Raw genomic sequence first — 20,463 nt, 5'->3', positions numbered from 1 at the left:
GTCAGATATTTGATGCATAACCGGTTTCAATCGCTTCGCGTAAAACTGCTGCTGGTCCTGCTGCCTTCAGTACTGTTAGCGCTGGGTCTATCATTCAGCTTCTCTGCACACAACGCTAAGGAACAGTTCAACCTCAACCTTGAACAGAAACGTGAAAGCCTGACCCAATACTCGACCGTTCTTGTTGATCCACTCTGGAACTTCAACACCAACGCACTCGAAAGTATCACCCACACCATCATGCTAGACCCGGACGTATTGCAGGTTACGATCTGGGACGAAGGCAACAATATCGTGCATCAGGCGAACTCGCCCCTGAAAGATAATGTCGAGGTCGCTTTCTCGCTTGAAGAACCGCTGATCTACCAAAATGCTCATATCACGCAACGTGCCGGCACCTTGCGTGTAAAAGTCGGCAACCTGAGCCTCAAGCAAGCAGAACAGCGCGATCTATACGAATCGCTGCTCTCATTGCTGCTGATTGTAGTCACCATGTCTCTGGCGATTTATATGGTCTACGAAAGACTCCTGGGTGGGCCGATCCAGTCGCTGCTCAGTGCAATCAAACACAGCCAGGCAGAGCAGAAATTTGCCCGTGTAAACCACTACCCGGACGATGAACTGGGTGAAATCACCCGCGCCTTTAACGAGATGCAGGGCCGCATCGAGCAACATCACTCACGCCTGAAAAGCAGCGAAGACCACCTGAAAAACCTTTATCACTCCACACCCTCGCTGCTATTCAGTTTTGATGAAAAAGGCGTTATTTGTGACGCGAGCGATTATTTTCTCAAAGCACTCGGCTACCACCGCGAACAGATCATCAACCAACCACTGACGGCTTTGACACGGGATGCCGAATCACCCGAAACAGTAAAACGACTGATCAACATGCTGTGGAAATACGGTTTGGTATCCAAGTTTCCGCTGGTGATCCTGGACGCTGCAGGTACGTTACATGACATGCTGATCGACGCGACGCTCTCTGCCAGCGATACCTTCCCAGGTGCGTTGGCTGTCATGTCCGATGTGACCAGCCTCAAGCAAGCTCACCGCGAACTGGACCTTCAAGCCAATACCGATATGCTGTCGGGCCTGCCAAACCGCAATCAGTTTCAGGCATATCTGGAATCTCTGGTGAATGAGCGCCAGCTTTCGCAGCAACCCTTCGCACTGCTGTTTATCGACCTGGACCGCTTTAAATCCGTCAACGACACATTTGGCCATCACGTTGGTGACGAGCTGATCCGAGCCGCGGCGCAACGTATCCAGCAGGAACTGCAAGGCACCGAAAGAGTTGCCCGTCTGGGCGGTGATGAGTTTGCCGTCATTCTGGAACAGATCTCTTCACCGGAGGATGCCACTGCGACAGCCCAGCGAATCCTGCAGGCTCTGGAGGACGCCTTTAAGCTACCCAACTGCAAGGTGTATGCGTCTGCCTCCATCGGCGTTGCATGCTATCCGGTCGACGCAGACACACCTGCCACCCTGCTGCAGAATGCCGACATCGCGATGTACAGCGCAAAAGACGAAGGGCGCAGCCGTATCGCCTTTTATTCCCCGGAACATGTGAAGAATGCGCAGGAAAGGGCTCACACCGAAGCCCTGTTGCGCCGGGCGATTCGCGATAATTTGCTTGAGCTTCACTACCAGCCGATCGTGAATATGAAAAACGGCACGATTACCGGTGCCGAAGCCCTACTGCGGCTGAAAGACAGCGACCGGTTCATATCACCGTTCCACTTCATTCCGATCGCTGAAGAGACGGGATTAATTACCCCCATTGGGGCTTGGTGCATTGAGCAGGCCTGTGCCCAACTGGCACATTGGCGCAAACACCTGAACGACGATTTCTATCTCTCGGTTAACGTGTCTACCCGTCAATTCCAGTCGGAACATCTGGTAGAAACCCTGGAGCAATCACTTGCGCAGCATCGGTTGCCGCCTGATAGCCTGCTGATCGAGATTACTGAAAGTCTGCTACTGCACGATAACCAAAACAACCTGACAGTGATCTCCCAGCTCGACAAACTCGGCTGCCGGATTGCGATCGATGACTTTGGTACCGGCTATTCCGCTTTGAGTTATCTGATGAAGTTCCCACTGGATGTACTGAAGATCGACCGCTCCTTCATCATCAACTGCACCAACCAGGAAGACGGCAAGTACAGCGGTCTGGTGGAAGCGATCATCCAGATGAGCCACAGCATGAGCCTGAAGGTGATCACGGAGGGAATCGAAACACGCGAACAGATGGAGTTTATTCGGGCGCGAGGTGGACGTTGTGCACAAGGATACTACTTTGCCAAACCGATGAGGGCTGACGCCCTCGAATCGGATTGGGAAGTCCTTTCAGACGAGATAGAGGCCAAATGCGCCTCGCCGGAACGGGTCCTTCTGACGGAAGCGCTGGCTTAGCGACGTGTCAGGTAGACACCACACTCCAGGTGGTGGGTATACGGGAACTGATCGAAGATCGCGAAACGCTCAAGCTTGTGGGTTTCGGTGATCACTTTCAGGTTGTCGTTCAGGGTTTCCGGGTTACAGGAGATGTAGATGATGTTGTTGTACTCCTGCACCTGCTTCACGGTGTCATCATCCAAGCCGGCGCGCGGCGGATCGACCAGTACGGTGGTGAAGTCGCAGCTCTCCAGGTCCAGATCCTTGGTGCGACGCTTCTGCACCTGACCACTCAGTACCTGCGAGAACTCCTCGGAGCTGATGCGCACCACATCTACGTTATCGATGTTGTTCGCTTCGATGTTGTACTGAGCCGCGTAAACGGAGGTTTTTGAGATCTCGGTTGCCACCACACGACGGAAGTTCTGCGCCAACGGCAGTGTAAAGTTACCGTTACCGCAGTACAGCTCTACCATATCACCACCGGCATCCTGACTGGCATCCAGCGCCCACTTAATCATGGATCGGCACACTTCACCGTTTGGCTGGCTGAAGGCGTTTTCCACCTGCTTGTAGATGTACTCGCGACCGTTGATGTCCATCTTCTCGATGACGAAGTCCTGGTCCAGCACCACTTTCTTCTTACGGGAACGGCCCACAATGTTAATGCCGAATTTCTCACGCAATTTGCGCGCTTCCGCTTCCCACACCTCGTCGATCGGACGGTGGTACAGCAGGCTTACCAGCACTTCACCGCTCAGGGTACTGAGGAAATCCACCTGGAACAGGCGACGGCGCAACGCTTCGATGCCGCGGATCTCGTCCAGCAGGGTGAACATCAGGTTGTGGATGGTTTCCGATACCATCGGGCAGCTGGTCAGCTTGGTGTGCTGATGCTTGCTACCCGGTTCGAACATGATGTAATCCAGGTCATCACCGTCGTGCCAGGTACGGAACTCGGCACGCAGGCGGTAGTGCTCCTTAGGCGACTCAAACACTTCGATCTCTGGCAGCTCAAACGCCGAGAACTCGTTCTCAACCCAGGCTTTTTTCTCTGCCAGCAGTTCGTCGTACTTTTCCGGTTCCACCTTGGGAATCGCCATCTCTACCTCACCTGATTACGCATGTTGCTCAAAGACGCGCGATTCTACCAGCCACGCGGGTTATGGAATAGCGGGGAGAAGATGAAAATCCCTTATATATTTCGTTTCGAGGCCGGCTATCTGTTCATAAACCGTTGTAAACAGCGTAAAATTGCGCGTTTCAGAGGATGATTAAAAACGTAATGAGCGCAGGCTAGAGAAGGCAAAAAGACACGAAACAGCGGAGCTTACTCTGAGTAAGTGAGCATGTTGAGTGGCTTTTTAACGCCCTATAGCCAAGTCGCAATAGTTTTTATGCAGCCTCCTTAATGCGTACATATATTATTCAGGTTTGACTTCCCATCATGACTGACCAGCGTAAAATTCTCGTTACAAGCGCTCTGCCCTACGCCAACGGCCCGATCCATCTGGGTCACCTGGTAGAGTACATTCAGACCGATATCTGGGTTCGTTTCCAGAAACAGCGTGGCCACAGCTGCACCTACGTTTGCGCAGACGACGCGCACGGCACACCAATCATGCTGAAGGCAGATCAGATGGGGATCGAGCCACAGGCACTGATCGATCAGGTGAGTGTTGAACACCAGCGCGACTTCAGCGGTTTCATGGTGGGCTTCGACAACTACTACTCCACGCACTCTTCTGAGAACCAGCACTTCGCGTCGCTGATCTACACCCGTCTGCGTGACAAGGGCCACATCGCCCAGAAAACTATCACCCAGGCGTTCGACCCTGAGAAAGAGATGTTCCTGCCGGACCGTTTCGTTAAGGGTGACTGCCCGAAATGTGGCGCGGAAGACCAGTATGGTGACTCCTGTGAGAAATGTGGTGCAACCTACAGCCCGGTAGAACTGAAAAACGCTTACTCCGCTGTATCCGGTGCCAAGCCGATCGAAAAAGAGTCCGAGCACTACTTCTTTAAACTGGGCGACTTCGAGCGCTTCCTGCGCGGCTGGGTGAACGAGTGTGTGCAGGATCAGATGATCCACAAGCTCAACGAGTGGTTCGAATCCGGACTGCAGAATTGGGATATCTCCCGTGACGCACCGTACTGGGGTTTCGAGATTCCGGATGCGCCGGGCAAATACTTCTACGTATGGCTGGACGCACCAATCGGCTACATGGCCAGCTTCAAGAATTGGTGTGACAAGAACGGCGTAGACTTTGACGAGTACTGGAACGAATCTTCCGACACCGAGTTGTACCACTTCATCGGTAAAGATATCGCCTACTTCCACACCCTGTTCTGGCCAGCAATGCTGGAAGGCGCAGGTTTCCGTAAGCCGAATAAAGTGTTCTGCCACGGTTTCCTGACTGTCGACGGTCAGAAGATGTCCAAGTCCCGCGGCACCTTTATCATGGCGGAAACCTACCTGAACCACCTGCGTCCAGAGTACCTGCGTTACTACTTCGCAGCGAAGCTGGGTTCCGGCATCGACGATATCGACCTGAACCTGGAAGACTTCCGTATGCGCGTTAACGCAGACCTGGTCAACAAGGTTGTAAACATCGCATCCCGCTGTGCAGGTTTCATCAAGAAGAAGTTTGACGGTGAGCTGGCTGCAGAACTGGCAGTCCCTGCCCTGTACGAAGAAGCGGTTGCCGCAGGCGACTCCATTGCAGAGGCGTTCGAGAACCGTGAATTCTCCCGCGCGATGCGTGAAATCATGGCGATTGCCGACAAGGCTAACCAGTACATCGATGCGGCTGAGCCATGGGTTCTGGCGAAACAGGAAGGCAAAGTGCAGGAAGTACAGGATTGCTGCTCTATGGGCATCAACCTGTTCCGTGTCATCGTGACCTACCTGGCACCGGTACTGCCACAGGTTGCAGAAGACGTGAAAGCGTTCCTGAACATCGAAGATCTGTCCTGGGATTCGGTTAAACAGCCTCTGCTGTCTCACAAGATCAACAAGTTCAAACCTCTGATGCAGCGCATCGAAGAGGACAAAGTGAACGCGATGATCGAAGACAGCAAAGCAACACTGGCTGCCCTGGCGGCATCCACCGCGGGTCACAAACAGAAAGCCCAGACCGAAGTCGACAACAAAGATGAGATTCGCGAGCTGGATAAAGACCCAATCGCCGATACCATCACTTTCGACGATTTCGCCAAGGTGGACCTGCGTGTTGCCCGTATCGCAAAAGCGGAACACGTGGATGGCGCGAAGAAACTGCTACAGCTGACCCTGGATCTGGGCGGCGAAACCCGCAACGTCTTCGCGGGTATCAAGTCGGCTTACTCTCCGGAAGATCTGGAAGGCAAGCTGACCGTAATGGTGGCTAACCTGGCACCGCGCAAGATGAAGTTCGGCATGTCCGAAGGTATGGTTCTGGCTGCCGGTCCTGGCGGTAAAGACCTGTGGATTCTTGAGCCGCATGAAGGCGCCAAGCCTGGCATGCGTATCATGTAATCTGACCTGATCAGAATCCCGTAAAAAGCCCGGTATCAACGCCGGGCTTTTTTGTGGCTGTGCGGTCGGAAAAAGCCCCGTTGATACAAGCTGCTATGATGAAAACACCCTCAATAAACCGGACTCGCCTATGAAATACATTCTCATCCTGATTGCACTTGGGGCTGCCGGCATCCTGCTAGCGCTTTTTATGATGGGACAGCTATCCAAATCAGGCAGCGCACCGGGCTTGATTGAAGGCAAACTCAGCGCCTGCCCTCAATCACCCAACTGCATCTGCACCGAGTACCCCGAAGACGTTGAGCACTACATCAAGCCGATTGAATACGGCAGTGCCAATATCAAGGTTGTCCGCAGTTTGATTCGCAAGTCGATTGATGCGACAGGCGGCAGCATGGTGCGGGAGAAAGACAACTACTTCGCTGCTACCTACCGATCGGGTACCTTTGGCTTTGTAGATGATCTGGAAGTGCGAATTGATGAGACATCCAAACAGATTCATATCCGCTCGGCATCACGTATTGGCTACAGCGATATGGGAGTGAACAAAGCGCGCGCCCTGCAACTGCGCACGCGCCTACAGAAGTTGTAGCGGTTGACGCCTCAGTCAGAGTCTTTGTTTTCCTTGCGCGCGGCGGCTTTGCGCTCCTGGGCCGCAATATATTCTCGATCCATTGCGCCGTACTGGCGTTCGTATGCATCCGGATCGGAACGCCACAACCGGTAAAGCTTGCGATCATTTTTCGCCATCGGCGGCGGGGTTTCACGGTAACGGCGAATGGCATTGAGTGTGACCGGCGTAAACACCAGAGCCACAAACAGCAACACCCAAAGAACTTTGTACTCTTCCAGCATCAGGACCACTTAATTTGCTTAGATAATCAGCCAGGCTTTTAGCCCACCCAGCTTTTTATCCATGGTAATAGCAATGCCAGGCTAAGCAAAGACAACATCGTGGTGGCGAGCACGGTACTTGAAGCGAGCTCGACACGGGTATCGTATTGTTGTGCCAACACATACACCATGGAACCTGCCGGAAGTGCAGCCAACAGTACCGCCGATGCTGCCCAGAACGGATTCATACCAATCACCAGCACCACCAACAACGTCGCCAGCGGTTGTACCAGCAGCTTCATCGCAGTCATCCAGCTCAGCTGCACCATGTTCCCTTTAAACGACAGGCCATACAGCGACAATCCCATCGCAAACAGTGCAACCGGCGCCGCCGAAGGGGCGATCATGTTCAACAGGTTTTCCAGTGGTGTTGGAACAGCAACTGAGAAATAGGAGACCAACATACCCAGAATGGGCGCCAGCATAACGGGGTTCTTCAGAAACACATTGTTGAACATCGCCAGCATGGAACCGCGCTCCTGCCCTTCTGCATCCAGGTGTGCACAGAGGGCCAGCACAAAGATCATCGCCATGTTGGTACTGAGTGTCACGATCACCACCGGCAGGGTACCGTCATCACCAAACAGGAAGTAAAAGAGCGGCACGCCCATGTAAACCGTATTGCCCCAGCTTGCGATCAGCGCCACCACGGCCCTGTCCAACGCGCCTTTTAGATGGAGCCAGCGCGCGCCCGCCAGCGCCACCAGAATTACAGCAGCGGTGCCTGCGAAGTAGGCACCTAGAAACGGCCAGTTTATGATTTCGGCCAGCGAGACCCGGGCAGTCGAAAGGAACAAAAGGGGCGGGATAGCGATGTAGAATACGTACTGGTTAAGCGCCTTGGCGGCCCCCGCATCCAGCATCCCCGACTTGCGACACCCCCACCCTATCGCCATCAGGGCGAAGACAGGGATCACGGTTTCCAGCAGCAGTTGCATCTTTCTCTCCGACTCCCGACCCTAGCGGGAGTCCTTTCACAAAAGATGAAATTCTATCTACTGGAAACCGGTCAGACTATCTCGGAAAACGCACATCACTGTTGCGCATCTCTACGCGCTGTTTCACTTAGGTCTACGACCAGTGTCCCACCAGCACACTATAAAGCGGAATCCCCACCAACACATTAAACGGGAAGGTGATCGCCAGGGATGCGGTGATCGACAGGCTCTGGTTGGCTTTTGGCAGCGCGACCACCATCGCCGCCGGTACAGCGATGTAGGATGCACTACTTCCCAGGGTAGCCAACAGGATGACACCGCCGGTGGACAGCTCTAAAGCATGCGCCAACAATGCACCCAAGCCTGCACCCACTAACGGCATCAGCACGCCAAAGCTGGCGATAAATGAGCCGAAGTTACGCAACACGCCCAACTGCGACGATGCGATACGCCCCATCTCCAGCAGGAACAGCGCCAGCACACCGTGGAACAGAGAGCTAAAGAACGGCATCAGCGAATCGGTGCGGGCGCCGGCCCACCAACCGATCAACAGCCCACCCACCAGCAACAGCACGCCCTGGTTCAGGAAGATCTCATGGGCAGCCTTTTTAAGATCCAGTTCCTGATTACGGTCTCGCGCTAACCAAAGACCCACTGCAATTGCCGGCACCTCCAGCAGCGCCACGAAGAGCGGGAAGTACGGTTCATATTCGATGCCGTTGGCTTCCACGACCGTCATCGCTACGGCAAAGGTTGCCACGCTTACCGAGCCATAATGGGCGGCTACTGATGCCGAATCGATACGGGACAGGCCCCCCATTTTATAGAGGATCGGAAAGGCGATCAGGGGCAGCACCAATCCAAAACCAATGATTGCCGCAGCCTGGATTAATAGATCACCGGAAGCGTGGCTGTTCAATGCCACACCACCTTTCAGGCCAATCGCGATCAACAGGAACAGGGTCAGGGATTCATACAATCCCTTCGGCATTTTAATTGGCGCCTTCAGTAGTTGAGCCACCATACCCAGCAGGAAGAAACCAACCACTACATCCAGTTGCATCAGTGGTTACCCCGTTTAGGAGCAGCCACCTTAACGTTTGCAGTCTGTGCCACCCACTTACGGGTTACAAAGGACAGACCCATCAGGATCGCTGCAACAACAACCAGTCCGTATCCTGGCAGCCCCAGCTGAACCAGCACCAAGCCCAATGCCATCAGCACAAAGGACACCGCCATCTCAAACGCAAACGCCCGCTTTTTCATCTGATTTATTCTCTCCTGTAAAGATTCACTCGACGGGAAAGCATTCTGAAGGATTTTAAGAATAGACAAAAATCGATATTATTTATTTTTAAAATAGACATGCATCTATACATGAATCAATCACGCCTACACGCGCATATTGGTACGATCAGACAGCTGGAGATCCTGCTGGCGGTCTACCAACAGGGCTCCGTCACCGCCGCTGCCGAGCAGCTGCATCTGACCCAACCTACCGTTTCCATGCAGCTGAAAAAGCTGGCAAGCTCAGTGGATGCCAGGCTCTACGATCAAGTCGGCCGCAAGCTGATTTTCACCGAAGCAGGACTTGCCGTTGTCTCTACCGCCCGCGAGGTGCTGCAGAGCTTTGATCGCCTGGATATGACCCTGTCTCAACTCAAGGGTATGAAAGCGGGTACGTTGAAGCTGGCGGTGGTGACAACCACCAAGTACTTTATCCCCCACCTACTGGGTGATTTCTGTAAGTTGTATCCCGAGATCGATATCGACTTTAAGGTGGGCAACCGACAGCAAATTATCGATCGTATGGAGACCGGCGAAGACGACCTGTACGTATTCAGTCATCCCCCCAAGGACCACGCGCTGCAAACCTATGACTTCCTGCCCAACCCTTTGGTCGCGATTGCGCCTGAAGATCATCCGTTGGCAAATGCTACAACAATTCCACTGGAAACCTTTGCCGAAGAGCCTTTCCTGATGCGGGAAAACGGATCGGGCACCCGTCACGCCATCGAACAGCATATGGCCAACCGTGAGATCAAACTCAACGTACGCATGACAATCGAGAGTAACGAAGCGATCAAACACGCGGTTATGTCGGGACTAGGGGTATCAATCCTCTCCAGCCATACCCTCTCCTTCGGTGGCCGCACTGGTTTGGCTGAACTGAATGTGCAACAGCTGCCGATTACACCCACTTGGTATCTTGTGCATCTGAAGTCCAAGAGCCTGTCCGTTGTCGCCCAGACTTTTCTGGATTACGTCAGCGACACCGGACGGGACAGTTTGCTGGAAGAGCTGAACAGCCAGGCATAAAAAAGGCAGCCGATCGGGGCTGCCTTTAACTATTCGAACAGGATCATGTTTAGGTCATCGGTATGCCGTTAACCACGATCTTACCTTTGTTAACAGACACCTCAGTACTGATCTTGCCGCCCTCTTTCTTCATCAGACCCTGCGCCGCCAGACCGTCCAGCTCACGGTACGGGTTCTGATCCGGCAACGCCTGCAGCAGGGATTCGTCCACACTGAACTGGAAATTGCCATCCAGCTTCTGCAGCAATGCGTTCGGATTCTGCATGCCCTGCATCATATCGAAGCCTGCCATCTGCATATCGCCATCGGCTTTCAGGATGCCTTTATCGGTTTGCACGTCAAACGTACTCAGGTTCAGGTTAATACCTTTGTTTGTCAGGCCACTAAACAGCCCCATCATGACAAACGGGTTCTGGCGCTGTGCCTGCGGCAGTTCGTTTACCTGCTTGGAAAAGGTCTGGAATGCCTCTTTATCAAAGTCGAAGGTCATATCCAGTTTTGCGCTGTTCAGGTTTACCGGTTCTTCATAGTCAGACTCAACAGCCACTGCACCCATACTGTAGACAAAATCCAGCAAGGTACGGTCAGCCTTTTCTGCCTGAGCCATCGCTATACCGATGTCGTTCAGGGTTACAACCTTATTCGCGGCGTGGTTGTTCACCCACATCTCGCCAATTGTGGCATCCATCTTGAAGCTGGACAGCAGACCATCAAAGTAACTGCTTCCTGGCACCAAAGTAGCGCGATGCGCCAGTGTCATACCGCTCATTTTCACCAGCTGCTCACCGTTTTCAATGATGACGGTATCGCCGATGGAGCCTGTACCGGACATCTCATTGCCAACAATTGTACCTTCGCTTTCAAAAGCGCCAATACGGAACTCGTTGTTCTCTTCCTTTACAGCAAAGGTGTCGGACTTAAAGATCTGATCAACGACCAGTTCTTGTGATACCGGATTAAAGCTGGCATCAGCCAGGAGCAGCACAGGTGGCTGGGAAGGATTGGCCTGTGTGGCTTTTAGGGCATCCAGCAACTCACCTGGGGCCAGACGGAGATCGTAGTTTGCGGTCAGAAAGCCGTTCTTGGTATTCATCACAAACGGGATACGTTCGATCTGCAAAACCTCTACGATATTTGGATCTTCGAAGATCAGGTCGATCTGGTAGCTGCTCGCCATATAACCTGGCGAGGACTGCAGCTCTGCTTTCATCATGCCTTCGTACTGCGGCGCTGTATTGATCTGCTCAACCACCTGCACAACAGACGCATGTGCCTGATCACCGGTATATTTGATACCGCCTGCCGCTATTGCAGCCGCGCCAACGAATACCACGGGAAGGACGAGTTTGTTCATCCATAATCTCCTGATCACTCCATTAATATTGCAGCGCAGTCTAGCACAAATACTGACGACTGCTTCGGGACCATGAGTTTCTTTCAGGCACAAAAAAGCCGCACTCTATGGCGCGGCTTTTTTCGGAAGCAACTAACTTATTTTACGGAGCAAGTCAGTTCTTCTTCGATCTTCATCATGCCAGCTTCAACAGCAGCGATCGCTTTAGCGTCGTGGTCGTTTACTGGGCAGCCGCATTTGTGGTCGCCGTTAGTAGCGTGCAGACGAGCCTGTTCCAGGTGCCACTGTGCAACTTTCAGGTGCTGATCAACGTTCATTTATAATATTCCTTATCAAACCGCGAGTTTGTGAAAATTTTCGCGCGTGACTTTACCACAAAATTTACAAAAGTTGTCCTAGATCAATAAAAAATTTTCGTACTCAGAAACGAAAGGAATTGCTGTGCTTCCAAAAAGGAGCTTAGGGAACCTGCGAACAAGTCCGAAACGCCTCTGGCAATCAGAGCAATTCAAGATTGAGGCAGCGGTTACAGCCATGCTGGTTGCCTGGCGAAAAGCGCTAACGCGGAGATTGAATTGCTCTGAATGCCCCGAAGGGCGGGCGCTAAAACCGCATGGGACAACCGAAACGAATGGGCAAAAGAGTTGGTGATCCGCCACCCAATGGCGCTTCTAGCCAGTTAGAAGACCAACCACCGCTTTTCACAATGGATTTGACCTTCAAAAAGGCACTGCTATCTATAGGTCTTTTTAGTTTTTTCCCTGATGTTAGGGCTATCTGTGCTAAGCAGAATCACTTCAATTTCCTCAGTGATTTCCTCTTGCCGCAGGACGTTGGATTTGCGCATCAGCTCAATGACCTCTTCATCAAGGTGCTGAACCGCCCCCTCCAAATGCGTCATCCGGTGACGGTTTTCAATTATCAAAGATGTATAGAGCATTTCATTTAACGCTGCAAACACGTAAGCATCTGTTAATTCAAGAAAAAATTCAGCCGGTGGTATATTTAGAAGCGGCGGATCTGAATATCTAACCTGTTGATGATTTAACGACTTAAATGGAGGCAACAGCATGTTCATTTTTATGCCATCTTCTCCAGAGTGATAGATACTGTATAGAGTGAGCGTGCCATGTTTTCGCTGCAATATTGATAATTCTTGCGCCACTTCCTCTAATACAGCGGACACCTCTTCAGCGATATTGGCACCAGAGATATATGCAGCCACACGTTTATCGTTTTCAAATAATTGATGTAGTTTACGACCGATAACAATCAGACTTGCCGAAGCACCATAAACGGCATGTGTTTCAACCCTCTCAAATTGACTTGCTAGCGCCTGATTGATATCGCCACAAAAACCACGCTCGGTGCCGATTAACAAATACACTGTTATCTCTGTCTGAACCTCTGGCAAGGTATCGCCATGAAAGGACATAAAATCAACTGCTGCGGACTCAATATTAGCAACCACTGCCTTCTGAGCCTGAATAAAGCGGGACAGCTTTCGCGTTTCCATGTAGGCCAGGGTTTTCATAGCGTTCATGATCTCTCGGATCTCACCAAGACTGTAACGATGATGGTCGAGATCATGCCGCTTGCTCATGTCACTCCCCCTCACTCAGATCTAACCACTGCCGCAACATGTCACGCCATTGTTCACGCGGTGAATCCAGAGATAGGGTCGAATCATGCAGTTTATGCCTCAAGACTTCGAGCCTTTGATGCACCTGCTCAAGCTCTACTCCGCTAAACAATCCATCATTAAAAGCTAACAACCAAGCGACCTGAAACTGCTCTGACAACGGCTCAAGTCGATCCTGTTTCAAGATTTCCCGTAACACCCTACCACGGTTGATAGCGTCCTCCATTGAAGCCTCCAAGCGTGCACCAAAGCGGGTGAAGGCCTCCAACTCCATAAACTGGAGATAATCCAGCTTCATACGTCCAGCTTCTTCCTTAATCCGGGGATGCTGAGCCTGCCCTCCGATTCGAGAAACGGAGCGAGCAATATCAATGGCGGGTCGAAAACCGGCTGAAAACAGTTCACGCTCAAGATAAAGCTGGCCGTCGGTGATAGAGATCAAATTGGTCGGGATGTAAGAGGAGATTTCTCCTTGTTGGGTTTCAACAATGGGCAACGCCGTCATGCTACCGCCACCGTAAACTGCATTAAGACAGGTGGAACGCTCCAATAAACGGGCATGTACCGAGAAAATATCCCCGGGATAAGCCTCACGACCGGGAGGGCGGCGCAATAACAACGAAAGCTCCCGGTAGGTTTTGGCATGAGTCGACAGGTCGTCATAGACCACCAAGGTATCCAGCCCCTGTTGCATCCAGAATTCAGCCACCGCACACCCTGCAAATGGAGCCAAATATTGTAAGCCTGGGAGACTGCTCGCTTCAGCGACTACAACTGTGGTGTAATCCAGCGCATCGTAATTGCGCAGAGTTTCGATGGTATTGACGACAGTGGAACGTTTTTGGCCAATGAGGACATAAACACAGTAAATACCTTTTCCACGTTGATTGATAACGGCATCTAACGCCAGAGCGCTTCGACCCAGGCCGTCATCTCCGATCAATAGTTGTCGCTGGCCTTTGCCGATGGGCACCAGCGTATCGATAATCTTGATACCTGTGTATAGCGGTTGATTGACGAAGTCTCGGGCGGTTATACCTGGCGCAGGCCCTTCCAGACATTGCCAGGCGCTGGGATGGGGTGGGCTGGTGCCGTCTAAAGGCTCGCCTAAAGGGTCGATCACTCTCCCTAGCAAAGCGTCACCGACCGGTAAACTTAAGGTTCGCCCTGTCATGTGTACCGCAGTACCTGCAGTCAACGCATCAGTCTCATGCAGCAAAACAGCACCAACCAAGTCTTCCGTGAGGTCGAATACCATGGCACTGCTGCCATCGTCGAGGGTCAAGATATCATCCATCGCGGCGGAGGGCAGACCGCGGATCCAGACAATACCATCTCCGACGGAGACTACACTGCCTCGCTCAACAATATGCAGGCTTGGTTGATAACGCTTCAGCCAGTCTGCCTGCTTGGCCACCGCCCCCTCTGGGTTGCCGCTAAAATCATCGAGCGACACGGGCAAATTCCTCGAATCCTTTCAGCTCATCACGAACATTAGTTTGTAGTACCCAAGCGCCGATAGTAATACGCAACCCAGCGACCAACTCAGGCTCCTGTGTATAATTCACGGGGAGTGTTTGCCCAATAGTCTTTGCCAAGGCGGTTTCCAATAGTTTTTTTTGCCCCTCTGATATCGGATAAACACTGCATACAGTTATGGATCCTGGAGCTTCCCCCCAGTGTTCCTGAAGCAACGAAACCTTATGTGGGGCCAATGCGTTTAGCTCTTCAATAAGCAGAGAGATCAATCGCGTTTCCAGCTCAGGCCCGCTCGCTATATTTAGCAGGCGCGCAGCAAATTGGGCTCCTTGCCGCAAAGCTTGGTGTTCAATCTCACGAACGGTTTCAATATAACGTCGCTCCTCCGCTGTCTTGATTTTTTCCCGCTCCTGAACCCGCTCCCTCTGCAGTTCATCAAGTTGGCGAATCCGCTCGTTCTCTATCTCCTTATTAAGATTATCCCGTGCTAATTGCCTCTCCTGATCCCAATCATTCAGCCGGTTCTGATACTGTTTTTTCAGATTGGTGGCGTCCTCGTGTAAACACTGCGCATCGGCACTCTGCTTTTCTATTTCGGCGCGTCTCTGCGTAATAATCTTAAGGACCGGCTTATATATAAAGCGCTGCAATATCCAGATCAAAACCAGAAAGTTGACAATTTCCAGCACGAATGTGGACCAGTTCAGTTCCAAGACGGCATTCCTTTCTTGTTTATTATTGACCCATAATTTATTTCACCAGATATTCGAGCAAAGGGTTTCTGAATAGCACAATCAAGACGATAACTAATACATAAATGGCCAATGATTCGATCATTGCCAAACCAATAAACAGGGTACGCGTGATAGCCCGTTCAGCCTCAGGTTGACGAGCCAAAGCATCAAGAGCACTTTTGATGGCCCACCCCATCGCCACCGCAGGTAACATAACGCCAAATGAAATACCGAGTATCGCAGCTACTGTCGAAGCAAGAGTAAAAGAAGAAAGATCAGGCATGGGAATCTCCTTGTTTTTTTCGCTGCCTTAATGTTTGTGATTGTAGACCACCGGCAACATAGATCAGCGCCAACATGCCAAAGATATAGGCCTGAACCAGAGCCTCGATGATATGAAGCATTAAGATGGGCACAGGCACCAAAAAGCCGGCCACAAGCAGAATCAACATTGCAGCCATTTCCAAGCTCATCATGTTACCGAATAACCGAACCGCCAACGCCACAGTGCGTGTTAATTCGCTAATAATATGGAAGGGCAACAAAATAGGACTGGGGCGTAAATAGTGGCGTAGATAATTTTTTAGCCCTTGCTCACGAATGCCAAACCAATGAGTAGAAAAAAAGACCAGAATCGCCAGGGCGGCAGTAGCGGATATATCCCGAGTTGGCGAATGCACGCCGGGAATTAGGCCGCTGAGGTTAGCGAGTACCAGAAATATCCAGAGAGAGCCAATAAAGGGGAGCAATTTCTGGGTATGCTGCGGCGCTACATTTGCGATAGCCGTTTCCATGGCAGATACAATGCCTTCAAGGGCCGTTTGTGCGGCTCCCGGAGAAAGTCGTATGCGATAACTGAACAATGCGGCACACAACCAGGTGAGAATCATGATTCCCCAGGTGGTTATAACTGTACTGGTAATCGCCACTGGCCCCAATTCAAATACGGGTGCGGCAAACAACTCTACGTCATTCATGATCATGTTCTCTGATCAAAAGATAAACGTTGATTGCTCCGATCACTAAGCCTAAAAAGATGAGACTCAGAGTCCAACGTACAGAGTAGCCGGCTGCCAGACTGTCGAACCAGCGCCCAAGATAGGCACCACCGATGACGGGTAATACAAACACAAGCCCCAGCGTTCCCAAATATACAGTTTGGCCCATGAGGGTGGGACGATCGTTTTCTGCCTGCTTCATTCGCCCTGCTTGACGCTTCACCCGCTTCTGTAACGCTTTATCATTCTTTTCCATTGGGCTCCTTACTCTATGTTCTTTGAGCTTGACCTCCCCGTCGCCCACAGTCGCTTCAGCATCTCTTCTTCCATATGGTAAAGGCTGTTTTTCATGCTCCGCAGTTTCTCTTCTTCAACCAAAATTTGCTGCTGCAGTGCATCACTGATACGTTCGTAGTTGTCATCTACCAGGTAACGCCTGGTGCTTAGTGTCAGTATATTGTTATTAAAATAGAGCAGCGCGCCGGGAACAGCTATAAATTGCCACTGTTTCCCAGTGTAAAAGCGAGCCATCCCGATCACGAGAGAGGTCATCATTCTTGCGTGGCCAGCCAGTATGCCAAAGCTACCGCTCGCGTCTTCGCCTACAAATGAAGTAATACCCTTCATCTCAAGCGACTGGGTCGCATCCTGAAGGCGCAGCGTAAAACTCTTCATTGCGCTAATTCGTCCATGCCACCACGCATGTAACACCGCTCTTCGGGTACGTTGTCGTAGCGGCCTGTCAGAAATGCCTCACAGTCAGCCAGTGTTTGTGCCAATGGTACTGAGATGCCCGCAATCCCGGTATGCGAGGCAGCGGTATAAAACGGCTGGCTGAAGTAACGCTGCAACTTACGAGCCCGCATAACAATTTGTCTATCTTTAGGCGACAGTTCTTCGACTCCTAGCATCGTGATAATGTCCTCCAGCTCATGATAACGAGCCAAGTGTTCGCGCACGCCCTCCGCAATGGAGTAGTGATATTCACCCAAGGCATGCCGGTCGAACAGTTTGCTACCTGACTGCAATGGATCAATCGCCGGATAGATCCCCTTGCTCGCTTGGGCGCGTGAGAGAATGATGCTTGTATCCAGATGCGAAAGTACGGCATTCACAGCAGGATCGGTCATGTCGTCGGCCGGGACATAGACCGCCTGAACCGATGTCATGGTCCCTTGTCGGGTAGATAGAATACGGTCCTGCATCTCAGCCACTTCGGTGATGAGAGTGGGCTGGTAACCGACGGTGGCGGGCATGCGCCCCAATAGGCTAGAGATCTCGCTACCGGCCTGCACGAAACGAAAAACATTATCCATCACAAACAACACATCTTTTTGCAAGCTGTCGCGCAAATACTCCGCGTACGTCAAAGCCGACAGGCCAATTCGAAACCTTACGCCGGGTGATTCATTCATTTGACCAAATATCATCAACGCTTCGGGTAATACCCCTGCCTCTCGCAGGGATTGCCACAATTCATGACCTTCGCGCATTCGTTCCCCTACCCCAGCGAAAACCGACGCGCCTTCATGGAGTGTAGCGACAGCATGCATAAACTCCATTATTAATACTGTTTTACCAACACCGGCACCGCCGAATAGTCCTATTTTCCCTCCCTTGATAAAGGGACACAGTAAATCAATAACTTTGATACCCGTTTCCAATAAGTCGCCAATTCCCACAGACTCATGAATAGGTACAGGTCGATTGTGAATATTACGATAATCCTTTGTTTGTAACGCTGGACCACCGTCCAGCGGCTCGCCGAAGGTATTCAGCAAGCGCCCTAAGCAGGATGGCGTAATCGGAATATGCAGTGGCGCACCGGTATCGTAGATGGCCATCCCCCTGTGAAGACCTGCAGTACGGTGCAGGGTAATAGCGCGCACGTGTTGTTCGTCGATATGTTGATGTACTTCAAACAAGTATACTTCGTGGTCACACAATGCAAGCAAAGCCTGGTGTAACGGTGGCAGTTTTTTGCAGACAATCACCACTACCGGACCATGCACTTCAGCAATAATCCCAACAGGTGTAGAGGTTTGCTTTTGTTCTTCAGCAAGCGTAAGCCCTTTTGACATGACACCCCTTCAACGTGAAATTATTCATTTACTTAAAAACCACAAAGCACCACAACATTAATTTTTAACAACAACAAACGACCATTTTAAAAACCACTTCCTTTTAATCAGGAGGCCTACAATATTTCTCCAATCTAAAATCCTATTAATTAACTCAAAAGCCTGATGCAATAGATATAATCTACTGTTCTCAATCATCGATCCATTCACTCTTAAAGGGATGACGGCTCGTTTTCAAGCTTAAGTATAGATCGTGTAACTCCGCCCAAAGCAAAGGGTAAGACGGTTACTTCTTTGCAAGAGATCCCTACCAACTTAAGACCTCGTCCTGCCACTTGGTATTACAAGACCCGAAACAGACCTGTGGCAAATGCAGCCGACTGATGCTTAGAGTAAAGTTCGACGATCGGAACCAGTCATGCAGCGCTGCCTACTCGGCTGCCATGCTCTTCGCTGAACGTACGTAATAGTTTGAACGACCAAACAGAGCCAATGCGGGTAAAGCACCGGGGGCCACGAAACCTCTACCGTTGAGTGTCTCTGCGTGTCTGAGGAATGATCCGACGTTCTCATCAACAATTTGCCTCTGCGCTACAGTAAAATTTGTTCTAATATCCTTCCCATAACCCTATAAAACCTGCGTAGGACGCCATCAATGGAAGACGTATTGCAAAAATTGCGTGAGAGCAACGCTCGGGTCGTTGTGCCTCTGGAACTACCCACCGAAGACCAGTTGGTTGAAGTTGAGGAGGAGATCCTGATCTCAATCCCCTTTGAGATGCGCGAATTTATGCTGAAAACCGGTGATGTGATTTACGGTAGCGTCGAGCCGGTCACCGCTGCCGATCCTCAATCCCACACCTACCTGCCAGAAGTTGCAGCAAACGCATGGGCTGACGGCGTGCCCCGCGAGTACGTCCCTATCTGCGTGGATGGCGATCAATACTATGTGATCACCCAGGAGGGCGAAGTATTGCTGTGGTCGATTGAGGAAGATGCGGCAACCGAAGAGTGGAGCTCAATCTGGCATTGGGCCAGAGATGTGTGGCTGGAAAGCTAAGTCCACCGGAAAGGAAGCACGATGCACAAACGGCAACTTGGCCCTTTTTCGGTCTCTGCGATCGGCCTGGGCTGCATGAACCTCTCCCATGGTTATGGCCACTGCGAACCTGAGCAAGCGGAGAGACTCCTGTTACGCGCTTTGGAACTGGGTTACGACCTGTTTGATACCGCTGCAGTATATGGCATCGGTAACAACGAAACACTGCTTGGACGGGTACTCAAACCCTATCGCGACCAACTCACCCTCGCCTCTAAGTGCGCGCTGGATGGTGACGCCACAGGCAAACGGATTATCGATGGCAGCCGGGAGAACATTCACCGAATGTGCGACACCAGCCTGTTGCGTCTACAGACCGATGTGATCGATCTCTACTACCTGCACCGCAAAGATCCCAGTACCGAGATTGAGGAAAGCATGGACGCCCTCGCCGACCTCAAAGCACAAGGTAAAATCCGGGCCATCGGTCTATCGGAAGTTTCCGCCGACACCATCCGACGTGCACATGCGGTGCACCCGGTCGACGCTGTGCAATCGGAGTACTCGTTATGGAGCCGTGGCGCTGAGCGGGAGGTGCTGGCGACCTGTCAGGAACTGGGTATTACCTTCGTACCGTTCAGTCCCGTTGGTCGCGGGATGCTAACGGGCACCTTAACGTTGCGGACAGCGTTATCGGATAGCGATCTGCGCAGTGGTATGCCTCGCTTTCAGCCCGAGAATTTCGCTCACAACCTGAATGTGGTGCGCAATTTCTCTGTGCTGGCCGAAGAGCTGGGTTACAGCCCGGCTCAACTCTCGCTGGCCTGGTTACTGAACAAAGGCAGCGGCCATATCCCGATTCCCGGGACACGCGACACTGCGCATCTGGAAGAGAATGCTTCGGCCAGTGAAATTAAGCTGTCGGCTGAAGAGATGGAACAGATTGAAGCGACGATCAATCCAAGCCTGATCAAAGGCGCGCGTTACCCACCGGCAGCCATGCGCGAAGTCGATAGCGAAAACTGAGGACTAAATTGCCTTATTAATAGGATGCGAGCAGCGCCTGCG

General features: G+C 51.7%; 21 protein-coding genes. 6 read left to right on the top strand and 15 right to left on the bottom strand.

What is annotated here, in order from left to right:
* The first annotated feature begins 12 nt into the window (after positions 1-12).
* On the top strand, positions 13-2,418 hold the full coding sequence (locus tag QKW35_RS14805; protein WP_282354273.1) for an EAL domain-containing protein: 2,406 nt from the start codon (positions 13-15) through the stop codon (positions 2,416-2,418).
* On the opposite strand, the gene trmA is transcribed toward QKW35_RS14805, so the two are convergent.
* Positions 2,415-3,503, bottom strand: coding sequence for a tRNA (uridine(54)-C5)-methyltransferase TrmA (trmA, locus tag QKW35_RS14800; RefSeq protein WP_282354271.1), 1,089 nt, complete (start codon positions 3,501-3,503; stop codon positions 2,415-2,417). The two genes, QKW35_RS14805 and trmA, sit on opposite strands and share 4 nt — an antisense overlap.
* A 344-nt stretch (positions 3,504-3,847) precedes the next feature.
* On the opposite strand from trmA, the gene metG reads away from it, so the two are divergent.
* Complete coding sequence (metG, locus tag QKW35_RS14795) at positions 3,848-5,917, top strand: methionine--tRNA ligase (RefSeq protein WP_282354269.1); 2,070 nt, start codon at positions 3,848-3,850, stop codon at positions 5,915-5,917.
* Positions 5,918-6,047: 130 nt separating this feature from the next.
* Positions 6,048-6,509: a DUF1499 domain-containing protein gene (locus QKW35_RS14790; protein ID WP_282354268.1), complete on the top strand. Its 462-nt coding sequence runs from the start codon at positions 6,048-6,050 to the stop codon at positions 6,507-6,509.
* A gap of 11 nt (positions 6,510-6,520) precedes the next feature.
* Here QKW35_RS14790 and QKW35_RS14785 read toward each other — a convergent pair whose 3' ends face one another.
* The 4 genes from QKW35_RS14785 to QKW35_RS14770 form a co-directional block, all read right to left on the bottom strand.
* Positions 6,521-6,772, bottom strand: coding sequence for a hypothetical protein (locus QKW35_RS14785; RefSeq protein ID WP_282354266.1), 252 nt, complete (start codon positions 6,770-6,772; stop codon positions 6,521-6,523).
* Positions 6,773-6,810: 38 nt separating this feature from the next.
* Positions 6,811-7,749 carry an AEC family transporter gene (locus QKW35_RS14780; protein ID WP_282354264.1) on the bottom strand — a complete coding sequence of 313 codons (939 nt, stop codon included), beginning with the start codon at positions 7,747-7,749 and terminating at the stop codon, positions 6,811-6,813.
* 133 nt (positions 7,750-7,882) lie between these two features.
* On the bottom strand, positions 7,883-8,812 hold the full coding sequence (locus tag QKW35_RS14775; protein ID WP_282354262.1) for a sodium-dependent bicarbonate transport family permease: 930 nt from the start codon (positions 8,810-8,812) through the stop codon (positions 7,883-7,885).
* A complete protein-coding gene (locus QKW35_RS14770; RefSeq protein WP_282354261.1) occupies positions 8,812-9,015 on the bottom strand; it encodes a hypothetical protein in 204 nt (67 codons plus the stop codon). Before QKW35_RS14770 ends, QKW35_RS14775 begins: the two co-directional genes overlap by 1 nt.
* 111 nt (positions 9,016-9,126) lie before the next feature.
* Between QKW35_RS14770 and QKW35_RS14765 the strand changes: the two genes are divergently transcribed.
* Positions 9,127-10,068, top strand: coding sequence for a LysR family transcriptional regulator (locus tag QKW35_RS14765; RefSeq protein ID WP_282354259.1), 942 nt, complete (start codon positions 9,127-9,129; stop codon positions 10,066-10,068).
* Positions 10,069-10,117: 49 nt separating this feature from the next.
* Here the strand turns inward: QKW35_RS14765 and QKW35_RS14760 are convergent, their stop codons facing one another.
* From QKW35_RS14760 to atpD, 10 genes are all read right to left on the bottom strand, one after another.
* The gene (locus QKW35_RS14760) at positions 10,118-11,422 is read right to left on the bottom strand and encodes a DUF945 family protein (protein ID WP_282354257.1); all 1,305 of its coding nucleotides are present in this window, start codon (positions 11,420-11,422) and stop codon (positions 10,118-10,120) included.
* A gap of 137 nt (positions 11,423-11,559) precedes the next feature.
* Entirely contained in the window at positions 11,560-11,739 is a 180-nt protein-coding gene (locus QKW35_RS14755) for a hypothetical protein (protein ID WP_282354256.1), read from the bottom strand.
* Between the two features lie 416 nt (positions 11,740-12,155).
* Entirely contained in the window at positions 12,156-13,025 is an 870-nt protein-coding gene (locus tag QKW35_RS14750) for a F0F1 ATP synthase subunit gamma (protein ID WP_282354254.1), read from the bottom strand.
* A 1-nt stretch (position 13,026) separates the two neighbouring features.
* The gene (locus QKW35_RS14745) at positions 13,027-14,520 is read right to left on the bottom strand and encodes a F0F1 ATP synthase subunit alpha (RefSeq protein ID WP_282354253.1); all 1,494 of its coding nucleotides are present in this window, start codon (positions 14,518-14,520) and stop codon (positions 13,027-13,029) included.
* The gene (locus QKW35_RS14740; protein ID WP_282354252.1) at positions 14,507-15,256 is read right to left on the bottom strand and encodes a F0F1 ATP synthase subunit delta; all 750 of its coding nucleotides are present in this window, start codon (positions 15,254-15,256) and stop codon (positions 14,507-14,509) included. Before QKW35_RS14740 ends, QKW35_RS14745 begins: the two co-directional genes overlap by 14 nt.
* 37 nt (positions 15,257-15,293) lie before the next feature.
* Positions 15,294-15,560 carry an ATP synthase subunit c family protein gene (locus tag QKW35_RS14735; RefSeq protein ID WP_282354250.1) on the bottom strand — a complete coding sequence of 89 codons (267 nt, stop codon included), beginning with the start codon at positions 15,558-15,560 and terminating at the stop codon, positions 15,294-15,296.
* Positions 15,553-16,254 carry a F0F1 ATP synthase subunit A gene (locus QKW35_RS14730; protein WP_282354248.1) on the bottom strand — a complete coding sequence of 234 codons (702 nt, stop codon included), beginning with the start codon at positions 16,252-16,254 and terminating at the stop codon, positions 15,553-15,555. The genes QKW35_RS14735 and QKW35_RS14730 overlap by 8 nt, the downstream gene beginning before the upstream one ends.
* Positions 16,247-16,531, bottom strand: a complete 285-nt coding sequence (locus tag QKW35_RS14725; RefSeq protein WP_282354245.1) for an AtpZ/AtpI family protein — start codon at positions 16,529-16,531, stop codon at positions 16,247-16,249. Before QKW35_RS14725 ends, QKW35_RS14730 begins: the two co-directional genes overlap by 8 nt.
* Before the next feature lie 8 nt (positions 16,532-16,539).
* The gene (locus QKW35_RS14720) at positions 16,540-16,950 is read right to left on the bottom strand and encodes a F0F1 ATP synthase subunit delta/epsilon (protein ID WP_282354243.1); all 411 of its coding nucleotides are present in this window, start codon (positions 16,948-16,950) and stop codon (positions 16,540-16,542) included.
* On the bottom strand, positions 16,947-18,356 hold the full coding sequence (atpD, locus tag QKW35_RS14715) for a F0F1 ATP synthase subunit beta (protein WP_282354241.1): 1,410 nt from the start codon (positions 18,354-18,356) through the stop codon (positions 16,947-16,949). The genes QKW35_RS14720 and atpD overlap by 4 nt, the downstream gene beginning before the upstream one ends.
* A 655-nt stretch (positions 18,357-19,011) precedes the next feature.
* Between atpD and QKW35_RS14710 the strand changes: the two genes are divergently transcribed.
* The gene (locus tag QKW35_RS14710) at positions 19,012-19,416 is read left to right on the top strand and encodes an SMI1/KNR4 family protein (protein WP_282354240.1); all 405 of its coding nucleotides are present in this window, start codon (positions 19,012-19,014) and stop codon (positions 19,414-19,416) included.
* A 21-nt stretch (positions 19,417-19,437) separates the two neighbouring features.
* The gene (locus tag QKW35_RS14705; protein ID WP_282354237.1) at positions 19,438-20,421 is read left to right on the top strand and encodes an aldo/keto reductase; all 984 of its coding nucleotides are present in this window, start codon (positions 19,438-19,440) and stop codon (positions 20,419-20,421) included.
* The last annotated feature ends 42 nt before the right edge of the window (positions 20,422-20,463 follow it).

This window comes from Pontibacterium granulatum (genome assembly GCF_029961155.1).
Taxonomy (GTDB): Bacteria; Pseudomonadota; Gammaproteobacteria; order Pseudomonadales; family Balneatricaceae; genus Pontibacterium; species Pontibacterium granulatum.
Note: the sequence above shows the minus strand (reverse complement) of the source record. Positions and strands in the feature narration are given on the sequence as shown.

What these genes read in the sequence shown, in the direction of transcription:
- QKW35_RS14805 (WP_282354273.1), top strand. Translation starts at nt 13, where the DNA reads ATGCATAACCGGTTTCAATCGCTTCGCGTAAAACTGCTGCTGGTCCTG.
- trmA (WP_282354271.1), bottom strand. Translation starts at nt 3,503, where the DNA reads ATGGCGATTCCCAAGGTGGAACCGGAAAAGTACGACGAACTGCTGGCA.
- metG (WP_282354269.1), top strand. Translation starts at nt 3,848, where the DNA reads ATGACTGACCAGCGTAAAATTCTCGTTACAAGCGCTCTGCCCTACGCC.
- QKW35_RS14790 (WP_282354268.1), top strand. Translation starts at nt 6,048, where the DNA reads ATGAAATACATTCTCATCCTGATTGCACTTGGGGCTGCCGGCATCCTG.
- QKW35_RS14785 (WP_282354266.1), bottom strand. Translation starts at nt 6,772, where the DNA reads ATGCTGGAAGAGTACAAAGTTCTTTGGGTGTTGCTGTTTGTGGCTCTG.
- QKW35_RS14780 (WP_282354264.1), bottom strand. Translation starts at nt 7,749, where the DNA reads ATGCAACTGCTGCTGGAAACCGTGATCCCTGTCTTCGCCCTGATGGCG.
- QKW35_RS14775 (WP_282354262.1), bottom strand. Translation starts at nt 8,812, where the DNA reads ATGCAACTGGATGTAGTGGTTGGTTTCTTCCTGCTGGGTATGGTGGCT.
- QKW35_RS14770 (WP_282354261.1), bottom strand. Translation starts at nt 9,015, where the DNA reads ATGAAAAAGCGGGCGTTTGCGTTTGAGATGGCGGTGTCCTTTGTGCTG.
- QKW35_RS14765 (WP_282354259.1), top strand. Translation starts at nt 9,127, where the DNA reads ATGAATCAATCACGCCTACACGCGCATATTGGTACGATCAGACAGCTG.
- QKW35_RS14760 (WP_282354257.1), bottom strand. Translation starts at nt 11,422, where the DNA reads ATGAACAAACTCGTCCTTCCCGTGGTATTCGTTGGCGCGGCTGCAATA.
- QKW35_RS14755 (WP_282354256.1), bottom strand. Translation starts at nt 11,739, where the DNA reads ATGAACGTTGATCAGCACCTGAAAGTTGCACAGTGGCACCTGGAACAG.
- QKW35_RS14750 (WP_282354254.1), bottom strand. Translation starts at nt 13,025, where the DNA reads ATGAGCAAGCGGCATGATCTCGACCATCATCGTTACAGTCTTGGTGAG.
- QKW35_RS14735 (WP_282354250.1), bottom strand. Translation starts at nt 15,560, where the DNA reads ATGCCTGATCTTTCTTCTTTTACTCTTGCTTCGACAGTAGCTGCGATA.
- QKW35_RS14730 (WP_282354248.1), bottom strand. Translation starts at nt 16,254, where the DNA reads ATGAATGACGTAGAGTTGTTTGCCGCACCCGTATTTGAATTGGGGCCA.
- QKW35_RS14725 (WP_282354245.1), bottom strand. Translation starts at nt 16,531, where the DNA reads ATGGAAAAGAATGATAAAGCGTTACAGAAGCGGGTGAAGCGTCAAGCA.
- QKW35_RS14720 (WP_282354243.1), bottom strand. Translation starts at nt 16,950, where the DNA reads ATGAAGAGTTTTACGCTGCGCCTTCAGGATGCGACCCAGTCGCTTGAG.
- atpD (WP_282354241.1), bottom strand. Translation starts at nt 18,356, where the DNA reads ATGTCAAAAGGGCTTACGCTTGCTGAAGAACAAAAGCAAACCTCTACA.
- QKW35_RS14710 (WP_282354240.1), top strand. Translation starts at nt 19,012, where the DNA reads ATGGAAGACGTATTGCAAAAATTGCGTGAGAGCAACGCTCGGGTCGTT.
- QKW35_RS14705 (WP_282354237.1), top strand. Translation starts at nt 19,438, where the DNA reads ATGCACAAACGGCAACTTGGCCCTTTTTCGGTCTCTGCGATCGGCCTG.